Source organism: Coprococcus sp. AF19-8AC, from assembly GCF_003603115.1.
In the GTDB taxonomy this organism is placed as follows: domain Bacteria; phylum Bacillota; class Clostridia; order Lachnospirales; family Lachnospiraceae; genus Coprococcus; species Coprococcus aceti.
Genome location: NZ_QTMI01000003.1, coordinates 149,868 through 173,221, shown reverse-complemented (window position 1 = coordinate 173,221; position 23,354 = coordinate 149,868). Strand labels below are relative to the sequence as shown.

Below are 23,354 nucleotides of genomic sequence, written 5' to 3'. Positions count from 1 at the left end.
TTACTTACACACTCTCTGCCATTATGTCAGTTCCAAAATTTCTTTATTACATTCATCAATAATATATTGTGGCACGGTATCATATTCACACGGATTTAACTGAAACAAATAATCATTCTCAATGTGAAATGTCTCATTTACAAACTTCCTAATCACACTATTTGAATTATTATCATTAAACATAATACGATATATTTGTAGCTTTTCATAATTACTTGCACTATTATGATATAATTCCTTCATTAATGTCGTATTTTGTGTCTTCTGATATACTGCATCATAGTCAAAATTGGAAATATAGTTTGTTCTTATTTCATCAGTTGCTTCCTGTATTTCTTCTGGAGTCATCAAGCGATCCGGCGTATCATCTGGATAATGATATTCTGGAATTTCTCTTTTATGAAATACATTCGACAATAACTGCCATGCTAAACTATCCTTATTTTCAAGCTCTAATAGTCTTCGCAAATATACTAGCTTATTTAACAAATCCATATCTGATCTTATATTAGTACGAGCAATATCTCCAAATGATTTTATATCAGCCTTTGTAATTTGTTTTTCACTCAATACACCTTGCTTAGTTGTTAAAAATGCCGCCGTGGGTTTTGGGTTAAATTTACTTGGGAGATTGTATATCGCATCAATCACAGTATTAAATTCATGTGTCAGCAACAATACAGTACGGTTCTTCAAACTATGTTTCCCCATAAAAAGCATATTAATAATGGCAAACTTTTTATTTCCATCAAATGAAGAAATAGGATCATCCAAAACGATTAAATCCGGATTATCCTTCAAGACGCTATACATAAATAGGACTAATGCAAATGCGTTTTTTTCTCCATAACTTAGATGTTCATTTGCCATTTGAATATTATTATCACCTTCAATATGTTTTAATACTAAATGATAATCTGTTTTATTTTCTTCTTCCTGTATATCAACGCAATATTTATAACCTGCATAATATAAAAAATCATTTATTTCTGTACTATACATTTCAATGGTTTTCTTAATCAGTTTTTTCTGCTGAGCAATTTCGCCTTGCAATTTTCCTGCCTTTTCCAAGACCTCATCTAGCGTTTTGTTAATCAGTTTTACTTTTTCATTAGACAGAGCTGAATTCAAATGTGAATAATATGATAAATCTATTTTATACTTTTTTATTTCGTCAGCAATCTTTTCTGCATTTTTTAATGAGTGAAAACTCATCCCCTTCAAACCATATAATTGCTGCATGCAACTATCTACCTGAGCTTTTATCTCTAACAAAAAAGTTTTTTGAGCACTCGTAATTCCCGAAACATTATTTATTATTTCTTTTATCTTATTTGCAGTATCAATCGTAAAATATGGCATCAAGTCTTTAAATACATCCAGCATCTTTGTTAACTGCTCTACTGCTCTTGCATCATATTCCTCACCCACTTTCAAAATTATATCTTTCGTTTTCTCTATTGAGCCCGTACAATATGGACACTGTTCTGCCATGTCCAAATATTGTCTTCCTTCCAATTGCCATTTAATCCACTTTACATTTTCAGTATTTTTCAAGTATGGTTCATACACTTCCAATCCAACAGGAATGTTAGTAATTTTATTGCCTTTAGCTATTCCCTTTCCTATAGCGCCCGCCGCTGAATAACCACTTTTTGCCTTTCCAAATCCATCGATAAATAGCTGGAATTTTTTTATCAGTTCCTCTAATTCTGGATGATTTTGAAATGTAATATTTATCCCTTCCAGCAATTTTTCTATTTCATTCAAATGCTTATCATAATCTGGAGATTTTACAAATATCTCAAAGCTATTCTTAATCAGCTCATCACTTTGATACACATAATCTTCAATATACTTCTCATTAAAAATAGCAACCTTTGTAAATTGATCATATCCTTCTAATTTAGGAGAATTCTCCTCCCCATTAGTATAATATTTAAAAGGCAACAACGAATGCTTTTTTTCTTGATCATTTGTTACAAAAGCTTCTATTGTTTTTGAAATTGTTGACTTTCCCGTTCCATTTATAGCATATTTAATATTAAGCCGACCTTCAACAATATCAAATTCACCATTATCAATATTATTACAATTACTAATCTTTAACCGCATCTTTTATCCTCTCAATTGTAAAATCAATCATCTCTCATAATCATATTTAACATTTTTATTTATAAATGAATTTAGACCATAACCTTGTCTGGCAAGTTTTTTCATTTGCTCAACATTCTCTACACCTGCACTTTTATAAGAATACGTATACACCTTTGTACTTTTATTAAATGAAACTTTTATATATGTGTCTCCTATAGAATATGACTTAACATTTGAGCCGCCCCCATAATTTCTATATTGTTCCATATCTTTCTCCTCCCATAAAATCTAAACTAGATAATCCTCTTTACTGAATGTATTTTACATAATTACATATTATTGCATTTTCGTTCTCTGTTTTCTGTATATAATAGTAAATCTATATTATCATCTCCTGATATATATTTCAATATTTTATAATCATCTATAAAACATTTCATATTATCACTTACGCTAATGTTCTTATTTCACAAAAAGCCACCTATACCTAAATGTGATATGACATGTGTATTGCATTGTATTATCTGGGTTTCTATCCCGATATCCCAGAAGGGCTGATTCCAAATTTCCTCAAAAGCCATATACGAGAATGATTGATTTACATAGCCCAGAATTTTTTAAACGTAACAAGAAGAAATGCTTGAACTGGTTTCAAAGGTTATTGCAGGTATACCGAGAACGATAGTTGCCGAACGTAATCAAAAAACTAAAAGAAATAAAAAGTATCTTTAATGAGACTTACAGGAACATTTCATTATATAATCCATGTCACGAGAATGTAATTGTTATGGTAAATATTATGGATGCAGAAAAGACTATTCTCCTTTAGAAGAATTCAGAAAAAAACTGGATGCCACCTGAATAATACAGGATAACATCCATGTGCCCAACTTAGTTCATAAATATATGTCCAGGATTCTGGATACATATTAAATCTCTATACATCTTTCAATTTCCTATACTTATTTGGAATTATACATGGCCATAGCCCCCTGTGAGGCCACTGTAGTCGGCTATACGGCCAAATTCTATTGGTGCTCCTATGATATCGGCTTCCAGTTCCTCTTGGATCTCACGGCGTACATCTTCAACCGATGTACAATTTGGATCAGAAAAACCACGAGGGCATGCATACTGGTCTCTTCTGATTGCATGTCTAAACTGTTTCAACAAAATATATTTTCCATTGCGCTTCACCAGAATCATTACACCATCTTTTCCATTTGGCAAGACTCTCGCATATCCATAAACCCATTATCACCTTTGCGTATCGGGTCTACCACCATCATGTTATATACATTTCTGTAGACAACGCCATATTTTCAATTATATAGCTCCTCGTCATGAGCGAAGTAACGATCTCTGTAATGAGCAGCATAACCATTGTCTGAACACCCGAAGGAACTGAATTCAAAAATGCTACATTAGGTTTTATCCAGCTATTTTGCATAGCTTTTGCGATTCAATAATCACCTGTCAATTCGTAACTTATCACTATTAGAAAGCACAGTCATCCATTCACTCTCCCTTAACCTACATTCCCCTCAACCTATCTGCGTACCACCTGATAGTTCTCCGTATTCCATCATCAAAATTCACTTCCGGCCGCCAGCCAAGAGTCTGTTCAATCTTAGTTGAATCGATAGCATACCGCAGATCATGGCCTTTCCTATCGGCGACAAATGTTATGAGTGACTCGGGCTTACACAATTCCCTGCAAATCATCCTTACAATTTCAATATTTGTCCGTTCACAATGACCGCCCACATTGTATATCTCACCAACTTTTCCCTGAGTCAATATCGCATCTATGGCACGGCAATGGTCATCCACATGTATCCAATCCCTGACATTTATCCCCTGTCCATAAACAGGCAGCGGTCTGTCTGACAATGCATTTGTCACCATCAAAGGGATAAGTTTCTCAGGGTACTGGTATGGTCCATAATTATTTGAACACCTGCTGATGGTAACCGGTAAGCCATACGTTCTATGATAAGCCATAACCAAAAGATCTGCTGCCGCCTTCGAGCTGCTATACGGCGAGCTCGGACAAATCGGCGATTCTTCAGTGAATAACAGATCCGACCTGTCAAGGGGCAGATCTCCATACACCTCATCCGTACTAATCTGATGAAATCTGCCGACATCATATCGCATACATGCATCCATCAACACGGACACACCCTTGATATTAGAATCAAGGAACACCTCCGGGTTATCTATAGATCTGTCTACATGCGACTCTGCTGCAAAATTCACGACCACATCCGGCCTCTCCGCCTCAAATATACGATACATCTCACCTCTATCGCATATATCCGCCTTATAAAAAACAAAATTAGACCTGTCCAAGACAGGTCTAATCGTATCCAGACTTCCCGCATATGTAAGTTTGTCCACGCACACAAACTCATACTCAGGATATCTGTCCATCATATAAAAAATAAAATTACTACCAATAAAACCAGCTCCGCCGGTGATAAGAATCTTCATATGTTATACCTCTTTATGCAAAACAAGTTGTGTTTGGTATAAGTATAACATAAAGATGGATAAAGGGTACTTTTTCAAGTAAATTATGTTAATTTCCAAATAGATTTATAACACGCATCAATAATTATATTTTGGAACAGCAGACGCACATATTCATCAAACGTTCACACGCGACTGTTTCTAACTAAACCTTCCTTCTATGGATGATCAGGTATACGCATTTTTATGTACTGTATATTATTTATTTTTCTCTTTATATTTATACTTTTTATAAGTATGAGCTATACCTTTCTTTGTATGTCTATTATATTTGTTCTTTCCAGTTTTCTCCGGTTCTGGTTCAGATAACGAAAACGATATTTCATATTCATCTATTATTTTATCTATCTTGTTCTTAATAACATCTGAATCAAATTCTATTCGACCTTCAAAAGTTGTAATTGGTCTATCAAAAACTTTTTCCGTCTTCTCTACAAACTCAACCAGAATATTAGGATAGAAGCATATAAATTGCTCACTTATTCTCTCTTTTTCCGATACAGACACTTCTCTTTTCTTTATTTTATCTCCAAAATTTTGTTCAAGAATTTTATTTACATTATATTCTTTTGGATCATATAACAACCAAATTCTTTTCTTAGATATTGCATTTAATGCAGAAACAATCTCTGGATTTAGCAATTTTTTCAATCTTTCACAAGAAATAACTATTCCTTGATAATCAAATTCTTGATTACATGAAAATATAGTTTCTAATTCTGTCTCATCAATTAATGCTCGGGTGTGTATGTATTGGTCTACTAATTCATCTGAAATAATTTCACTTACATTTAATTTTTCAATTAAACTCTTTGTATATTGCCTATCTTCCTGAGTGACAAATCCTTTATCACAGTGATTCTTCGAAAAATCCCAATCTCTTTCAAAAAAGTTTTCCATCCCTGAATATACCACGTCACGTACTTGACGATAAAAGCTATTCTGGTATCTTTCCCCAATGTCACCTTTAATAATAAACTCATAATCTTCTGAATTATCATTTTTATAAATAAAAAGTTCATCTTTCACATAATACAGTTTCTCATAAGCAATATCTAATATCTTATACAACTCTCTCTGTAAAATTTTCGTGTTAAAAATATTTGATTCAATCTGATTTCGCTGATATATCTCATTTATAATTGCATAATTGCTTTCTAAATAATCTTTTGTAATTGTTTGTTCTTCACTTAAACAAAGATCCCTCTTAGAAGGCTTTACAAATGCATTTTTTCCACTTTCTTCAATATTACCCGTAATCATATTTACAGAAAGTTCATTTATATTTCTTTTACGAATAGTAACCTGTTTTCTATCCGCTAAAGCTTTTCGCCCCCTAGGTGTCATAATCAATTTATTCTGTGAAGTAATAATATACTTCTGTTCAATCATATCTACTATGGTTTCTTTTAATAATTTAAACTCCACCCCCATAATTGCAGATATCTCATATACATCAACCACTTCAATATCAATTAATTTTAATATTGTTTCAAAAAACAAATTTATTTCTGTTACTTCCTTTGTTAAACAGGTAATACCTATTTCACAATAAGGAATAAATATACTCTGTCTTTTAATTAAATGAAAATTTTTTAACTCCCGGGGGAGTTTTCTCGATACTGCTGCTACTAATTGTTTCATTTCTTTTCTCCTACTTTTCTATAATGCGACACCCTTCAGATTCTGTAATATATTTGATGATTTCAGGGAATTTGTTTCCTCTGATTTTATAATTATCAAGGAATTTCATATCTCCAACAATAATCAACAAGCATCTCGCTCTAGAAAATGCAACATTAATTCTAGCTTCTGATTTCAAAAAGCCAATACCATATTTGTTTCCACTACTTCTAACAGTAGAATACAGAATAATATCTTTTTGGCTACCTTGAAATGCATCTACTGTATCTACGTCAACCTCAATATGCTTAAAGGAATGTTGTTTTACCATTGTTTGCAAAATGTACTTTTGCGATCCATATCCTGTAATTACTGCAACCTTAGTCTTTTTGACAAGTTTAGAATCTAATTCCAATAGTTTTCGTTCAATAATATTTCGCTCAAGATAATTTTGATATGATTTTTTTCCATTATTATCAAATTCCTTTTCATACCGCTCTTTTGTCGAATACTTCGATGTACTAATCCACTCGATTGCAATTCCCTCATATCCTTCTATACACAACTCTCTATCCTGCGCTTCTACCCCATTTTGGATCTCATCATTATAAAACACATGACTAATCAACGTACCAATAGTTGGGTGCATTCTATATTGTATAGTAAGACGATGCTTATTATCCTCTGGAAACATATTATACATTCTTTCAAAAATACCTTGCGCCAAACCCTCTTCATCAAGTTTTTCCTTATTATTTCTAATTATTTCAGTATCTAAAACAGGTGGTAGTTGTTGATGATCACCTACCAATATAATTTTATATGCCTTATTTAACGAAACTGCTAATTCAGGAAACGTTGCCTTAGCTGCTTCATCTACAATAACATAGTCAAATTCAACATCACGTATGATCCTGTTTGACACAAATCCTGTACATGTACCAGCAATAATTACCGTACTTTTAATGATATAAAGTTCTACTTCATCACATTTTTTTAATTGTTCTGTCCATTCTCTCTGAATCTCCAGTATTTTTCTTGTCCTTTCTGACTTTACCCCTTTTGTTTTTTTTATAAAATTTTCAACAAACAATTTGTCTTCTACAGAAAAATCCGTGTTTTCCACCTTTGAATTTTCCAATTTCAAAAAATATTTGTCAAACTCCTCTTCTGGAATTCCAATTTCCTCAAGTGCATTTTTAGTATAATTATTACATATTCTTCTAACATTTTGATACCATTTTTCTTTCACATCATTAATAGAATACTCTTCTCTTATTTCCTCATTTAATTTTTCATCTCTTCCAATACGAAGCAAATCAGGTCTTTCAGCACTTTCCCTAATTAAATCTTCTAACATTTTATCTACTGCCGGATGCGATTGAGAAACTAGTAACACTTTCTTAGGTTCAACATCTGGATTCCTTTTATTTGCTTTCAGTATTTGTAAAATAATTTCTATAATAACATTCGTTTTTCCTGTTCCTGGAGGGCCTTGAATAATTGCTATAGAATCTGCATCTAATGCTTTTTTTATCGCAGTCCTTTGTGGAAAATCTAATTTCTCATTAAACATATGTATCGGTTTCGAAATAACATTTACAGACGGGGGCTCCACACCTGAAATTATTCTCTTCAAATTAAAAGAGCACTGATAATCTTCTTTTTCCAGAATATTTAAAGCATCTATCTGTCTTTCAACATTAATTTTATCTTTCCTATAATCTAAACAAATAAAACCGCTCGCTGGCAATCCTATTGTTCCCTGCTTATTTATTTCTAAAACTACATGATTTTTCTCATAAATATCATTTTCATAAGTACCTACTGTCACAGGCTTTATTTTATCTTTCTTCTTTCCGACTTTTTTTTCATAAACAAATACTTGTTCTTTATTCAAACGTTCTTCATCTATAAAAGTGCCTTTTTTTAGCTTAAATCTTAAAAGATTATTCTTTACTTCATAAGAATCATATGGTAATCTTATAACATTTTTCTCGATATCTTCTCTTATTAATTCTAATAAATCTCTCCACACTCCATACTTTTCCTTATATTCACAATCAACATTATTGTTCGACATATAATTTTCGTAATAATCATAGATAATGTTTTTCATTTCGAAACTATCGTTTTTCAATTCTCTATGTGCAATTCTTTTATCTACAAATCTTATTTCACCCTCAATTTTAGCAAATCTTTTCTTAAGTCTATCACGATCAATTGGAGGAATCTTTCTAAATTTTACAACGTCAAACACGCTTTGCTCATCATCAAACACACATTCTGCCTGGAAATTAAATCCTAAAAAGATGTAAATCATCGTTTCTTCATTCTCATTTGATTCTTCTTTTCTACAAAATGCATACAAATCTAAAAAGTTCTCTGGCATATACGTTTCGGTTGCCATTTTAATGTTTATTGACTGTGGTAATAATTTAAGGTTTCTCAATTCCTTTATTCGTTCGTATGCCGCTGTCAAAATAATTGTTTTATCTAAATTCAAAAAGCGTGTAAATAGCTTTGAAAAATCAGCTCTCAGTTCAAAAATATTTTCATATCTGTCATCAGGATTTTCTGCAATTAATTTTTTTAATATCGGCTTTAATGAAACATCCATTCCACTAGTTCTATTCAATACATCCTGAAACTGTACTGCTAATGGAGGTTGCTGACCGGTAAAAAGGAAATAAATTACCGCACCAAGCGAATATAAATCACTTTTTTCAGTTGCATTTTCACTATGTTGATGAACTTCAGGAGCTGAGTATGCATTAGTCCCCAGTTTATATACTGTTGCTGAATTGATCATATCATTGATTTTACATATGCCAAAATCAATTAACTTGACCTGTTTATCGTCGGTAAGCATGATATTATTAGGATTAATATCTCGATGGATAATCCCATTTGAATGTGATATTTCAATGGCATCTAATAATTGTTTTATTATTGAAAATCGCTCTTTTGCAGAAAAATTTTCAATAGATGATTTTCCTAATTCTATTCCGTTTATATATTCTAAATATATTACTCCAACCTTTTCCTTGGTTGTTGATACAGCTAAATAATCATCTCCCAATATATTAACAATATTCGAACATTTATTCAGTTTATACAAAGCACGCATTTCCCTTGTAAATACAGCTTGATACAAAGGCTGTTCGATTCCATATATTATTTTCCTAACAATTAAATCCCCTGTGCTATTATTTTTCAATACATCCACTACAGAATTTGTATCCGCTCGATCCTTTAATCTCTTATATACTTTCCAATCTCTAAATGTACTCATCGTTACGCTCCTTAAAAGAAAAATTATGAACATATATATATTATATCACTCTCACTTATAATATCATATATTATAAAAGCTGAACATTTCAGATTAGTCTCTGCACCTGTCCAGCTCTTGTTGTTATCTGTAAATCAATTCTTCCAACACCATCTCTTCCGCAGCATTCAGATGTTATGTCAGTATTCCAACATATACAGTGAATACATTGCCGGGCAATGCTCTTTCAGATATGTTTTCCGCATCATTCCATATTTCCCATAGTGCGGTTCTTCATCTGTACTGACAAGATTTGGATAGTAAATTCCGTCTGCGCAAAGCGTGTAGGCCCACCCATTTTTCAAATGTGCTTTTCATGTTGTAAATGTCAATGAAAAATTTTACCAGTGAGGGTGCGGACAAAATCCTGTACCACTATGTACACTCTTGAACAAAAACAAGAAGCAATTGATGTATACTTACAAGTGAATAGTATGAGAAAGACTATTCAACTACTAGGATATCCTGGTGTTAGACTTTTAACTTCGCTTGCATTGCGCGGCCACTGAAATGAACCATTTGCAAGTTTCTTGTACAGGAGGAGAAATCCATCACCTTCCCATACAAGCCCCTTGATCCTGTCAGATCTTCTTCCGCAGAATAGATAAAGCGTACCCGCTGTTGCAGGGTTTTCTATACCAAGGGATCTGAGAACTCCAACAAGACTGTCTATACCATACCTCAGATCTGTTCTGCCACATACTATGTATATTTCAGAAAACCCAATTGTGTCATTCAGCATCTACAAGGACCTCCACGATGGAGCGGATCACTGCGGGAGAAGCACCGCCAGCGATCTCTATGTGTTTGCTACCACGGTCTATCCTTATCTTTGAACTGCTGCACGAATCAAGGTCATTCTGATAATCAGCGCATTCCAACTTGACTATCTGTGGCTTCTCCGATTCAACTGGCAATTCTGGTTGAGAACCTGATGCCTGCATGCACGCCGCAGGTCTCAGCTGCTTGAACCAGTAGTAATACTGATCCTTTGATATGTTATTTTCAGCAAGCCAGTCCTTTGTTTTCATGCCACTGTTCCTACATTCCTGAATAATCGTGGTCCAAGTCGCAAGCTGCTTTTCCCGAATAGCAAGGCGTGTTGCCATAATCTACCTCCCGAATATTTGGATTTTTCGCTCTTATTTTCCAACTAGTTGAGGTAATTATCGCAAAATTCGGGTAATATGGGTAGGTACCGGCTATGGAGCGTTTACATCACAACTTGTTAATATTGACCAAAAAATCAAAATAAAATTATTGAATTGTTATAAAAAGTTTGCTATAACGGATAGGTTGTTTGCAAATAAAAAGGAAAGAGGGAGCAAATATGAAAAACAACTATTTAAAGAAGATAATGCGAATTTTTCCAGCGTTATTTTTAATCATGTCATGCATAGTGCCGGTAAAAGCGTATGCATCAACTTGCCCACATGCAGGTAGTGTAAGTATTAGTACAATAAAAGCGACTTGTACGAAAAAGGGGAAAAAAGTTGTAAAATGTTCTAGGTGTGGAAAGGTATTAAGTACTCAAACTACTGGTAATGCGTTAGGGCACAAGTGGAAAGTAGAACAGAAATCGGCTACAGAAAGTGAAAGAGGATATTACACAAAGTCTTGTACAAGATGTAATAAGATTGATACAAACATCATATATCCAAAAATATGTAGACATGTTAATAATGGACAGTTCACATATAATCCAAAACCAACATGTACTAGCAGTGGATATAAAATTCAGAAATGCACAAAATGTGGTAAAATCTTGTCACGAACAGCAGTGAAAAAGCTGGGACACGTTTGGACAGAAACTAAGAAAAATCCTACAAAAACTAAAGAGGGCTGCCATAAGAAATATTGTAAAAGATGCAAGAAAAAATTAATTGACAAGACTTATCCTAAGTTAGAGTTCAAATATAATGGGAAATATAAGTGTGATGGTTTTGAGTTTAATGCAGCAGGTATTCTTGTGACAAATCAGAATCTCTGGGGCACAACTTGTAACAGTATTTCAGGAATGAAAGACAAATTTGTTGCAGCATATCCAATGAGTTGTAATTATAAATTAGTTGTTGAGTGTACTGGTAATTATGTATACTTGGTTAACCAGACAAAAGATGGAAAAATCTACAAGGCAACAAAGAAGATTACTTTAGGGACAAATTCCTTGGGCTTGATGGTTTATTGTGCGAAAGTACCTTTGAATTCAAAGGCGCCTAATCGTAAATGCACAATTACTATCAAGGACGAGTTTGGGCGTGTTTTAAAGACTCTTAATGTTAAACAGAGAAATGACTATACATTTAATGGTTACAATAAGACAGACTATATAAAGGTTATTAATCCAATAGTAAAAAAACTTTGTGTTTCAAGTAAAGATAGAAATCCAGTGAGGGGCGATGTTGCAGCAAGTTATATGAAGCAAGTCCTGAATGGTGACGTAATTTCAAATAATGTAGTTACATGTTATGGTGCTACAGAAGCATATAAGAACCTGCTGTTTGCTGCATGTACATATATTGTAGATGATGTTAATGTAAGAATTAATTATATGACAGTTAGAACTGCAACTATGCTTGATCCAAGTTCAACTTTCTATAAAACGGTTGGGGTGGAAGTTGAGGATGTTAATGGCATGTCGATTGAAACAGACCCATCTACAGCAATCATCAAGATTTCAGAGCAAATGACAAAGCATGATGCAAATACAATTAATAAGAAGAAAGATGCTCAAGCATTTATAATTAATACAACAAGTGCTGGACTTAAAATGGGAATAGGTGCATTTTTCAAAAAAATAGGTGCCGGAGTGGTAGGTAAGGGTATTCTTGCTGCTGGAAATAAATTGGCGAAATTGTATTGTGTAAAAGTTAAGAGTGATAAAACAAAAGTAAAATACAATAATGAGCTCAGATTAAAAAAAGGAACGAAACTTAAGAATAAAGACAATAAGGTTATTGTTTATTCTCTTGCCGACGCATTAAGCTATACTTATAATCTTAAGTTTGTCTCAGGAGATTATTCAAAAAAATATACAAAGACATGGACTAAATCAGGAAAATTTTAACTTGGTTATATATTATTTATGTGGAGGGGTTGTGAAATAAGTTCCTAAAAAAATAGGACCATTTGCGTAAGCGAATGGTCCTATTTGTGTGGTAAAATTAACTTGCGATGAAAACTTTACACAATAGTTATTCTGTAAACGCTCCATATCCAGTACCTACCCATCTTATCCGAATTTTGCGATGATTACCTCAACTAGTTGGAAAATAAGAGCGAAAAATCCAAATATTCGGGAGGTAGATTATGGCAACACGCCTTGCTATTCGGGAACAGCAGCTAGCGACATGGACCGCCATTATTCAGGAATGCAGAAACAGCAGTATGAAAACAAAGTGAATAATCTGCGTCCAAATGAGCCATCTGTCCGGCGGGCGTGAGCCACTATTCCGTTTTACTATGAGCCATCATTCCGGTCACAATGAGCCACTTGTTTTATAATAGATTTATGCACATCTACTGTGTAAATCTATTATGAAGGAGGTCATCATTATGATCAAATATCGTGAAATCCTAAGATTATCAAGCTTGGGATTTAGTAATCGGAACATAGCATTGAGTGTTCCGTGTTCAAGAACTACCGTAGCAAAGGTCTTAAAACGAGCACAAGAATTAGATATCTCTTGGCCACTAGAAGACAATCAAACGGATGAAGTTCTTGAAAGTTTGTTTTATCCAAAACAAAACGACCACTCTCAAAAGTGTATGCCCGACTATGATTACATCCGTAAGGAGTTGCTCCGCAATGGAGTCAGTAAGAAACTCCTGTGGACTGAATACATGGAGGACTGCCGCGCCAACGGCGATGAGCCACTTATGTATTCCCAGTTCTGCTACCACATCCAACAGGATGAGCAGAAACGACGTGCTGCAATGCACATCAGCCGCAAACCCAGTGAGCAGGTCGAGGTTGACTGGGCAGGTGATCCTGCAACAATCATTGACCCGGATAACAGCAGCACTCCGGAATGAACAGTTCTTTTCCCTTGCCGAATTAAACCATGCAATCAGAGAAAAGCTGGAACAATTCAATCGGAGGCTCTTTCAAAAGAAAGAGGGCAGCCGGTTGGACTTATTTCTTGAAGATGAAAAGCCATTACTTTCTCCATTACCTGCTACCCGCTTTGAACTGAGTGACTGGAAGACAGCCACTGTCCAGTTCAATTATCACATATCTGTGGATGGAATGCTATACTCAGTTCCATATGAATACATCAAAAAGAAAGTTGATGTAAAGGTAACAGATACCACCATTGAAATTTTTTACAACCATAACCGCATTGCTTCCCACCGTCGTCTGAAAGGCCGCCTTGGGCAGTACAGCACCATTACAGAACATATGCCGGAACCACAACTGAGAACACACCCTATACGCAAAGCACCTTTATCACTTCACCACTACACCATCAGGCAACCGGCACTGTCGAAGCAATAATCTCCATACATCCTTCAAATTCAGCAGTATCATATCTACAAGGCAGAATAAAATGATCGCCCTTAGTAAGAACGTGTCCATCAATGCTTCCCTCACCTGAAACCACCGACATGATTGTAAATGGGTTATCCGATATGTCTATAGTTGCCTTACCTTCAACATCCAATTTGTACACATCATAATACTTACAACTGATCAGCTTTGATAGTTCATTAGCCTTTCCTGCACTAACGTTGACGACACTATCTGAAACTGGCTTTGCAGGAACCGTTATAACATCCATGCTCTGCTTTACATGCAATTCTCTTGGCTTACCACCAGAAAGTCTGTCATAATCGTATACTCTGTATGTGATATCACTATTCTGCTGTGTCTCAAGAAGCGTTATGCCGCCCTTTATAGCGTGAACTGTGCCAGGGTCAATCTGAATGAAATCCCCCTTCTTGACCGGAATCTCTCTGATAAAATCACTCCAGCGCTTTCCTTGTATCATATCTACAAGTTCCTCATGAGTTCTGGCATTATGGCCTACCACAAGTGATGCATCTTCCTTACAATCAAGAATATACCAGCACTCCATCTTACCCAGAGAGCCATTCTCATGTGAGGCCGCATATGCATCATCCGGATGAACCTGAATACTAAGATCCGCCTTGGCATCAATGATTTTCACAAGCAGAGGGAATCTGTCTCCATAAATATTGCCAAATAAATCTCTATGTTCAGACCAGAGTCCCGCCAGCGTCTCTCCTTTGTACATACCTTCTTTTACGGTACAGTTACCATTCTCATGAGCCGCTATTCCCCAGCACTCACCTATATCATCACCTTCAATGTCGTATCCGTATTCATCTCTAAGTTTCGTTCCTCCCCAGATATTATGCGTAAATACTGGATTCAAGAAAACAATCTCTTTTTTCAATTATACGATCCCTCACCTTTCATTATATTCCCATAGCAACAAAACTACGCAAGCATATCTTTTACTGTATCCTGCATCTCAGCAATCCTATCCTGTGCAGCATGAAGAGAATCCTCATTAACTCCAAAGTAGAACTTGATCTTTGGTTCATTACCAGATGGACGGGCAGCGAACCATGCATGATTTTCAAGCTCATAATACATGACATTAGACTTCGGAAGTCCCATGTTAGTCTGTGCCTGTGTTCCAGACTGACCGGTGCCTGAACAGCTGGCATCCTCTGAAGCATCTGGTTCTGTACTGATCAACGAAGTTCTTATTCCTGACTCATAGTCACGAACTGCCTCAACCTTAAGTCCTGCAAATTCCTTCATATCTGAAGTTCTGAACTGAGTCATTATTGCCTTTATCTGTGCGGCACCGTCAACACCCTTGAGCGTCATGCCATATGCACCCTCAAAATAATAACCATACTTCTTATATACCTCTTCCATGGCATCACAGAGAGTCTTGTTCTGCTTCTTGTAGAATGCTGCTATCTCACAGAGGATAACTACAGCACCACAGGCATCCTTATCTCTTGTGTAATCCCCTACCAGACAGCCAAAGCTCTCCTCCATGCCATATACAAACTTATATGTATGATTCTCCTCAAAAAGCTTGATCTGTTCACCTATATACTTAAAGCCAGTGAGTGTCTCTATATACTTCAAGTTATATTCAGCAGCAATAGCTTCAGGAAGAGTCGAGCTGACTATCGTGTTACAAATGGCTCCATTTGCCGGAAGAGTACCCATAGCAAGTTTTTCTCTACATACATACTCAGCCATGAGTGAACCTGTCATATTAGCATTGAAACGCACATATGGATACGCCGGATCCTGTCCAAATGAAGTATCCTTCCACACGCCTGTTGTATCCTTAACATATATACCAAGCCTGTCAGCGTCAGGATCTGTAGCCATGATGACATCTGCATCCACCTGCTTTGCAAGTTCAATACCCATTGCAAATGCTGACGGTTCCTCTGGATTTGGATATTTGACAGTCGGGAAATTGCCATCCGGCACTGTCTGAGGCTCAACCACATAAACCTTCTTAAAGCCGAGTCGCTTTAAAACTTCTCTCACAGGCACATTTCCAGTTCCATGAAGCGGAGTGTAAACAATCGTGATATCATCCGCTACTTCCGGTATGATCTCTCCATGTATAGTCTGCTTGATAAGCTCCTCATAGTAATGCTCGTCCACACTAGCAGGAACCATATTGAACAATCCATCTGCAACTGCTTTTTCCTTTGATATTGTTCGAACAGCATCAAACCCTGGAACGGCTGCCACATGAGCAAGTATATTCTTATCATGAGGGGCAACTATCTGACTACCGTCCTCCCAATATACCTTATAGCCATTGTACTCAGGTGGATTGTGACTTGCTGTTATTACAATACCTGCTATACATCCAAGCTCTCTTACCGCAAATGAAAGCTCTGGAGTTGGACGAAGCGAATCAAATACATATGTCTTGATACCATTTGCGTTCAGGCAGAGTGCTGTAGCCTCACAGAATTCTGGAGACATAATTCTTGAATCATGTGCAATAACAACACCCATCTCACAAGCCTTAGATCCAACCTCAAGAATATAGTTTGCAAGTCCCTGAGTAACCTTTGTAATCGTATATATATTCATACGATTTGTGCCGGCACCGATGATTCCACGCATACCACCAGTTCCGAACTTGAGATTCTTGTAGAATCTATCCTCTATTTCCTTCTCGTCTGTAATTACCCTTAATTCCGTCTTGGTCTCCTCGTTAAAACAATCAGACTGAAGCCAGAACTCATACTCTTTTCTATAATCCATAATTAATTTCTCCTCATTTGCCAATCTATATTATAGCTTTTGATCCCTGTCTGAATACGCCAATCTACTCAAACATGCCCTTAACGAGATCACCAAGCTCAGACAGTTTATCTGCGGAATCAGAAGCAGATAAACCTTTAACACCGTAATAAAACTTTATCTTTGGCTCAGTTCCTGATGGTCTTACAAGGAACCATGCGCCATCCGAAAGCTGGTAATAGATCATATTCGACTTAGGAAGTCCACCCTCGACAACCGCGCCAGTCGACATATCAGTTGTAGTTCCAAGCTTGTAGTCATATATTTCTGTGACAGTGTAATCGCCCACAGAAGAAACCGGATTCTCTCTAAGATTCTGGATCATAGAAGAAATCTTTTCGGTGCCCTCTTTACCGGCAAATTTCACAGAAGTGATCTTCTCTTTGTAGTATCCAAAGTCTTCAAAAAGCTGGCACATACGATCCCATAAAGTCATTCCCCTGTTTGCATAGTATGCTGCCGCCTCACAGAGAAGCATGACAGTACCAACTGCATCTTTATCTCTCGAATATGTTCCAGGGAGGCAGCCAAAGCTGTCTTCAAGTCCAAATTCATATGTATGACTGCCATCAGCCTCATAATTTCTTATCTTTGTCGCTATATATTTGAAACCTATAAGATTGTTATAGTCGCATAACACACCATACTTGTGACAAATATCCTTTACCATATCGGTTATTACAACCGTCGTTGTAACCGCAGGATTCTCTGAAAGAATGCCCTTTTCTTTCTTCTGCATAAGCACATAATCACAGACAAGTGCCCCAAACATATTGCCGGTAAACTCTTTGTATTCACCTGACTTCTTATCAAGGCTGTACATTCCCAGCCTATCCCCATCAGGATCAGTAACAAGCACAAGCTCAGCTCCGACTTTCTTTGCCAGTTCTACGCCCAGAATATAGGCTTCTGGAGACTCTGGATTTGGTGATCTGAGTGTTGGGAAATCTCCATCCTGAACAGCCTGCTCCTCTACGATATATACATTTGAGAATCCCATCTCTGAAAGCATTCTCTTAACCGGCTTAAGTCCGGTTCCGTGAAGAGGCGAATAAACGATCTTAATATCTTTTGCTGCTTCTATCTCTTCCGGAGCCATGATGAGCTTATGAAGAGTTGCTGCATATGCGTCGTCTACATCGCTTCCAATATATGAAAGCAAGCCCGATTCTAATGCTTCATTCTCACTCATAGTCTTAATTGAAGTATAATCAGATATTGCGTTTACCTCAGCTATGATCTCCTTATCCTGTGGAGATACGATCTGTGCGCCATCACTCCAATAAACTTTGTATCCATTGTATTCCTTTGGGTTATGACTTGCTGTGATATTCACTCCCGCAAGGCAATTCAGATAACGAACTGCAAATGAAAGCTCCGGCGTTGGTCTTAGTTCATCAAATAAATACACCTTTATCCCTGATGCACAAAGGCACAGTGCTGTCTCAAGTGCAAATCTCGAAGAATTATTTCTATTGTCATATGAAATCACAACAGATGGTCTCTCCACACCTGTCTTTGATATATAATTTGCAAGTCCCTGCGTAGCCTTGCGCACAGTATATATATTCATCCTGTTGCTGCCCGCGCCCATAACGCCACGCAAGCCGCCTGTTCCGAACTCAAGGCCTTTGTAGAATCTGTCTTCAATCTCCTTCTCGTCCGTAAGTCCGCGAAGCTCTGCCCGTGTAGCTTCGTCGAAATAATCCGAACTGAGCCAATAGTTATATTCATCCTTATAGCTCATATTAATTGCCCCTCTCTTTATGAATTGTATTATTTTCTCTTCCAGTAATTATCAACCATGAATAGCACAGCCATAATTGCCCTGTTATAATTGCCCTATTTATAACTCATGCTTCACCTTATCATGAACTGTGATTTCAGAACCAAGCTGAACCTCTATAAGCTTAAGCTCTGTATCCGCACTCACTGTATGACGGCAACCAGCCTTCATCGAAATCACATCACCAACTGAGATATTGCTCTCATCGCCATCTATAATGGTCTTTCCAGTTCCATCAATTACTACCCATACCTCATCACGGTTTTTGTGACTATGGTAGTTCATGGAGTGTCCCGGATTGAGCGTTACCTTTATAGTAAGGCTCTTGTTCTCAACATCTATTACCTTAAAACTTCCCCAGGATTTCTCCGCATACATGACCTGCTGTTCAAAGCCATCAACATAAGGCTTGATATATGAACTCTGTTCCTTGTCGGATACAAGTATTCCATCAGGAGATGCCGAGATAACCACATCATGTAAGCCCATCGCAAGAATAGGTACATCCATCTCATTTACGATATGTACTCCATTACATGTGTCATTCAAAACTCCCTTTCCAACGACGCTGTCTTCCATCGCCTCGGTAAGAGTGTTCCAAGTTCCCAAGTCTTTCCAATCACCGGCAAATCTCTGCACCTGAATCTTGTCCTCATGCTCAACCACCGCATAATCAAATGATATCTTGTTCAAGGTCTCATACTTATCGTAAAGATCCTGATAATCGACAAAATCCATAAGTTCATGTGCCTTGTCAAGCACATACTTCAGTTTGTAAGCAAACACTCCACCATTCCAGAGTGCTCCCTGATCGATATACTGCTGTGCAATCTCCGCAGTTGGTTTTTCCTTAAATGTCATAACAGAAGACGTCTGCTCCTCACTCTCAGGAATGATATATCCATACTTTTCTGATGGATACGTCGGCTCAATGCCCATAAGTACCAGATTCGCCTCACCTTTATCAGCCTGATCTGAAAGCCTCTTAAGAGCCTCGAAATAATCATCATTTACATATGGATCCACCGGACATACAACAACAGACTCCTCGGGATCAATATTCATCACATCCACAAGATATGCCGTAGCCAAAGCTATAGCAGGAAATGTATCTCTTCTTGCCGGCTCCACTGATATTCCAACATCTTCACCAAGCTGATTGTGGATAGCTGACACCTGTGTTCTCGATGTTGCTATGGTCACTGTAGCATCTGAATCAACCTTCTTGATCTGTCTGTACACTCTCTGTACCATCGACTCAAGCTCACCATCAGCATCCTTGAAAATCTTAATAAACTGCTTAGACCTGATGTCATTTGAAAGTGGCCAGAGACGCTTTCCTGAGCCACCTGATAACAATACTATATTCATTTATTTTATCCTCCTCTTATTGAACATCAGCCCATGAAAATTGCCTTCGGCAAGGGCTGACGCTACATGCCAAGTTTTCACAGAAAACTTGACACTTCACATTCAAATAAAGGTCGTTTCATGCAGTGTCCGGCTATGAAACGACCCATTTTAATTTATACAATAATTTATCTTTCAGCTCTCATAGGGTTGTTTAAGAAATCCTCATAAGAAAGACGAAGTCCTTCCTCAAGCTCTGTCTTGTATGCCCAACCAAGTTTTGTTGCCTTGGATACATCAAGCAGCTTTCTCGGTGTACCATTTGGTCTTGTCGTATCCCACTTGATCTCACCTGTATAACCGACAACCTTTGCCACAAGCTCAGTAAGTTCCTTGATCGTAAGCTCCTTGCCTGTACCTGCATTCACTGTCTCATTTCCTGAATAGTTGTTCATCAGGAAAACACAGAGATTAGCAAGGTCATCAACATATAAAAACTCACGAAGCGGTGAACCATCTCCCCAACATGTAACTGACTCAAGTCCAGCTTCCTTTGCCTCATGGAAACGTCTGATAAGAGCCGGCACAACATGACTGTGTGTTGGATGATAGTTATCATTTGGTCCATACAGATTTGTAGGCATAACACTTATGTAATCTGTTCCATACTGCTTGTTGAGGAACTCACAGTACTTAAGGCCGGAAATCTTGGCAAGGGCATATGCCTCATTTGTCTTTTCCAGCTCGCTTGTGAGCAGGCAGCTCTCAGGCATAGGCTGAGGTGCCATACGTGGATATATACATGAACTTCCAAGGAACTCAAGCTTCTTACATCCATTCTTCCATGCAGAGTTTATAACATTCATCTCAAGTGTCATATTGAACCACATAAAATCTGCAAGAGCCTCCTGGTTTGCAACGATGCCTCCTACTTTTGCGGCTGCCAGAAATACATACTCAGGTTTCTCTTCCGCAAAGAACTTCTCCACATCAGTCTGACGACAAAGGTCAAGCTCCGCATGGGTACGTGTGATTATATTGGTATAGCCCTGTCTCTCAAGTTCACGAACTATAGCAGAACCAACCATTCCTCTATGTCCTGCCACATAAATCTTTGCATTTTTTTCCATCATGATAAATTGCCTTCTTCCTATATAATAAAAATTATGATCTATAACACAAATGCTTAAATCAGCTTACTGAACAGATTTCATTGCCTTCTCGCGCTTTGCAAGTTCACGGTCATGCTTTGCCATGATCTCTACAAGTTCTGCATAGCTTGTCTTCTGTGGATTCCAGCCAAGAACCGTCTTTGCCTTTGTAGGATCACCCCAAAGATTATCAACATCTGTAGGACGGAACCACTGTGGATTAACTGATACGAGGAGCTTACCTGTCTCAGCATCATATCCCTTCTCGTCAATTCCTGTTCCTTCCCAACGAACTGTGATTCCATTTGCTGCAAATGCCTTCTCTGTGAAATCACGAACTGTATGCTGCTCGCCAGTAGCAATAACGAAATCCTCTGGCTTATCCTGCTGCATGATGAGCCACATACACTCAACATAATCCTTTGCATATCCCCAGTCACGGAGTGAATCCATGTTGCCAAGCTCAAGATGATCCTGAAGTCCCTCTGCAATTCTGCCAGCAGCAAGTGTGATCTTACGTGTTACAAAATTCTCTCCCCTTCTCTCTGACTCGTGATTGAACAGAATACCATTTACAGCAAACATATCGTATGCCTCTCTGTACTCCTTTACGATCCAGAAACCATACTGCTTAGCAACAGCATATGGGCTATATGGATGGAATGGTGTGGTCTCTCTCTGAGGAACCTCCTCAACCTTTCCGAAAAGCTCAGATGTCGATGCCTGATATACCTTTGTCTTCTTGGTAAGTCCAAGGATACGGCATGCCTCAAGAATACGAAGAACACCAAGCGCATCTACATCACCTGAATACTCAGGAACATCAAATGAAACCTGAACATGTGACTGTGCTGCAAGGTTGTATATCTCATCCGGCTGAACCAAACCTATTATTCTGATAAGTGAAGATGAATCTGAAAGATCCCCATCGTGAAGTGTAATTGAATTATCCGCAATAAGATGGTCAATACGAGCTGTGTTTGATATAGACGCTCTCCTTGTTATACCGTGAACCTCATATCCCTTCTCAAGAAGAAACTCAGCAAGATATGAACCATCCTGTCCTGTGATACCTGTAATAAGTGCAACTTTTGACATTATTTTTACCTCTTTCCTTTTGTACTCTGTATTGTAAAGTTATCATTGTTATCCGCATTCTAACACCTGTCACTTCAAAAAGGAATTACATATATTGCTATAAATTAGCACAATATTGACTTGTAACACATAAAAAATAGAGAGCTTCCTACTCTCTATTTTTTACTATTCCCCACCTACCATCTCTTCCTATACTCACTCGGTCTTATCCCCTCAACCTTCTGGAATATCCGGCTAAAATAATTGGCACCATCCATTCCCACTGCCCTGCCGATCTCGTCCACACTCATATCAGTAAATCTAAGCATCTGTTTCGCATGAGTGATTCTCACCGACTGAACATAACTGGTAATCGTAGTTCCGTACGTCTCCTTAAAAATTCTCGTAAGGTAATATTTATTTATAAAAAAGCGCTCTGCAAGATCATCCAACACTATCTTATCCGCATAATATTCATCAAGATATGCCTTGATCTCACTTAGATTGACACGCTTTCTGGAAAGCATTCCATTCTCAGGATGCCACGACTCCTCCATCAAAAGCGTAAGCAATGAATTTAGTCGCTCATTAATCTTCATATCTCTGACATGATCACTGGAGGCTGCTATATCCTGTATATTGCTGAGTATTGAAATGTAATTATCCAGATTATCCGGATGAAATACCGAAGTCCCTCCTCGTTCCTTATATTTCTCATAAATAGCAGGGAGCGATGCGGCGTAAAAGTGGCACCATCTGAGCGCCCACAGCTGTTCTCCTGTAGAATGGCTATATGATTTCCTGCAATCTATAAAAACGCAATCCCCCGCCGCCAGCTCATATGTAACGCCTTCATAGTCCAAACGGCCCTTGCCAGACAATACTACAAAAAACAGATACGACACAAGATTCGATCTGGAAGATGTATGCGGATGAACAGCCTGCAGATAGCCCGCCTCCTGCAAATGGCAAAGTGACATTCTCGCAAATGCTGACGGTGTATAAAGTATTCTGTTCGATTCCACCGATGGGGTATGACTATAAAACAGCTCATCCATATATGGTCGCTCCTTCCAA

16 protein-coding genes and 2 pseudogenes are annotated in these 23,354 nt (G+C 37.4%); 2 read left to right on the top strand and 16 right to left on the bottom strand.

Annotation, left to right across the window (positions count from 1 at the left end):
• Nucleotides 1–21 precede the first annotated feature (21 nt).
• The 9 genes and pseudogenes from DWX57_RS08935 to tnpA all read right to left on the bottom strand — a co-directional run bounded on the left by DWX57_RS08935 (nt 22) and on the right by tnpA (nt 10,698).
• Nucleotides 22–2,115, bottom strand: coding sequence for an AAA family ATPase (locus DWX57_RS08935; RefSeq protein WP_120123773.1), 2,094 nt, complete (start codon nt 2,113–2,115; stop codon nt 22–24).
• A 27-nt stretch (nt 2,116–2,142) separates the two neighbouring features.
• Complete coding sequence (locus DWX57_RS08930; protein WP_120123770.1) at nt 2,143–2,364, bottom strand: hypothetical protein; 222 nt, start codon at nt 2,362–2,364, stop codon at nt 2,143–2,145.
• Between the two features lie 705 nt (nt 2,365–3,069).
• Nucleotides 3,070–3,270 carry a hypothetical protein gene (locus DWX57_RS08925; RefSeq protein ID WP_133300881.1) on the bottom strand — a complete coding sequence of 67 codons (201 nt, stop codon included), beginning with the start codon at nt 3,268–3,270 and terminating at the stop codon, nt 3,070–3,072.
• A 360-nt stretch (nt 3,271–3,630) separates the two neighbouring features.
• Nucleotides 3,631–4,593, bottom strand: coding sequence for a dTDP-glucose 4,6-dehydratase (gene rfbB / locus DWX57_RS08920; RefSeq protein WP_120123766.1), 963 nt, complete (start codon nt 4,591–4,593; stop codon nt 3,631–3,633).
• Nucleotides 4,594–4,830: 237 nt separating this feature from the next.
• Nucleotides 4,831–6,276 (bottom strand): hypothetical protein, encoded by a 1,446-nt coding sequence (locus DWX57_RS08915; protein WP_120123764.1) that lies wholly within the window; start codon nt 6,274–6,276, stop codon nt 4,831–4,833.
• Nucleotides 6,277–6,286: 10 nt separating this feature from the next.
• Complete coding sequence (locus tag DWX57_RS08910; protein WP_120123761.1) at nt 6,287–9,550, bottom strand: serine/threonine-protein kinase; 3,264 nt, start codon at nt 9,548–9,550, stop codon at nt 6,287–6,289.
• 185 nt (nt 9,551–9,735) lie between these two features.
• Nucleotides 9,736–9,907, bottom strand: a pseudogene (locus DWX57_RS08905) (TnpV protein); the annotation flags it as partial.
• A gap of 130 nt (nt 9,908–10,037) precedes the next feature.
• Nucleotides 10,038–10,331 (bottom strand): IS66 family insertion sequence element accessory protein TnpB, encoded by a 294-nt coding sequence (gene tnpB / locus DWX57_RS08900; protein WP_120123759.1) that lies wholly within the window; start codon nt 10,329–10,331, stop codon nt 10,038–10,040.
• Nucleotides 10,321–10,698 (bottom strand): IS66 family insertion sequence element accessory protein TnpA, encoded by a 378-nt coding sequence (tnpA, locus tag DWX57_RS08895; RefSeq protein WP_120123757.1) that lies wholly within the window; start codon nt 10,696–10,698, stop codon nt 10,321–10,323. The genes tnpB and tnpA overlap by 11 nt, the downstream gene beginning before the upstream one ends.
• Before the next feature lie 221 nt (nt 10,699–10,919).
• On the opposite strand from tnpA, the gene DWX57_RS08890 reads away from it, so the two are divergent.
• Both DWX57_RS08890 and DWX57_RS14700 read left to right on the top strand, forming a co-directional pair.
• Entirely contained in the window at nt 10,920–12,656 is a 1,737-nt protein-coding gene (locus DWX57_RS08890) for a hypothetical protein (RefSeq protein WP_120123755.1), read from the top strand.
• Between the two features lie 488 nt (nt 12,657–13,144).
• Nucleotides 13,145–14,000 (top strand): annotated as a pseudogene (locus DWX57_RS14700) (Mu transposase domain-containing protein); the annotation flags it as partial.
• Between the two features lie 58 nt (nt 14,001–14,058).
• On the opposite strand, the gene DWX57_RS08880 reads toward DWX57_RS14700, so the two are convergent.
• The 7 genes from DWX57_RS08880 to DWX57_RS08850 form a co-directional block, all read right to left on the bottom strand.
• Nucleotides 14,059–14,988, bottom strand: a complete 930-nt coding sequence (locus DWX57_RS08880; protein ID WP_243106207.1) for a type I phosphomannose isomerase catalytic subunit — start codon at nt 14,986–14,988, stop codon at nt 14,059–14,061.
• 65 nt (nt 14,989–15,053) lie between these two features.
• Nucleotides 15,054–16,874 (bottom strand): phospho-sugar mutase, encoded by a 1,821-nt coding sequence (locus DWX57_RS08875; RefSeq protein WP_120123751.1) that lies wholly within the window; start codon nt 16,872–16,874, stop codon nt 15,054–15,056.
• A 64-nt stretch (nt 16,875–16,938) separates the two neighbouring features.
• On the bottom strand, nt 16,939–18,660 hold the full coding sequence (locus DWX57_RS08870) for a phospho-sugar mutase (RefSeq protein WP_120123749.1): 1,722 nt from the start codon (nt 18,658–18,660) through the stop codon (nt 16,939–16,941).
• 99 nt (nt 18,661–18,759) lie between these two features.
• Complete coding sequence (locus tag DWX57_RS08865) at nt 18,760–20,070, bottom strand: sugar phosphate nucleotidyltransferase (RefSeq protein WP_120123747.1); 1,311 nt, start codon at nt 20,068–20,070, stop codon at nt 18,760–18,762.
• Between the two features lie 167 nt (nt 20,071–20,237).
• Entirely contained in the window at nt 20,238–21,179 is a 942-nt protein-coding gene (locus DWX57_RS08860) for a GDP-L-fucose synthase family protein (RefSeq protein ID WP_334295118.1), read from the bottom strand.
• Nucleotides 21,180–21,245: 66 nt separating this feature from the next.
• Entirely contained in the window at nt 21,246–22,298 is a 1,053-nt protein-coding gene (gene gmd, locus DWX57_RS08855; RefSeq protein ID WP_120123742.1) for a GDP-mannose 4,6-dehydratase, read from the bottom strand.
• Nucleotides 22,299–22,474: 176 nt separating this feature from the next.
• Nucleotides 22,475–23,335 carry a helix-turn-helix domain-containing protein gene (locus tag DWX57_RS08850; RefSeq protein WP_120123740.1) on the bottom strand — a complete coding sequence of 287 codons (861 nt, stop codon included), beginning with the start codon at nt 23,333–23,335 and terminating at the stop codon, nt 22,475–22,477.
• Between the last annotated feature and the right edge of the window lie 19 nt (nt 23,336–23,354).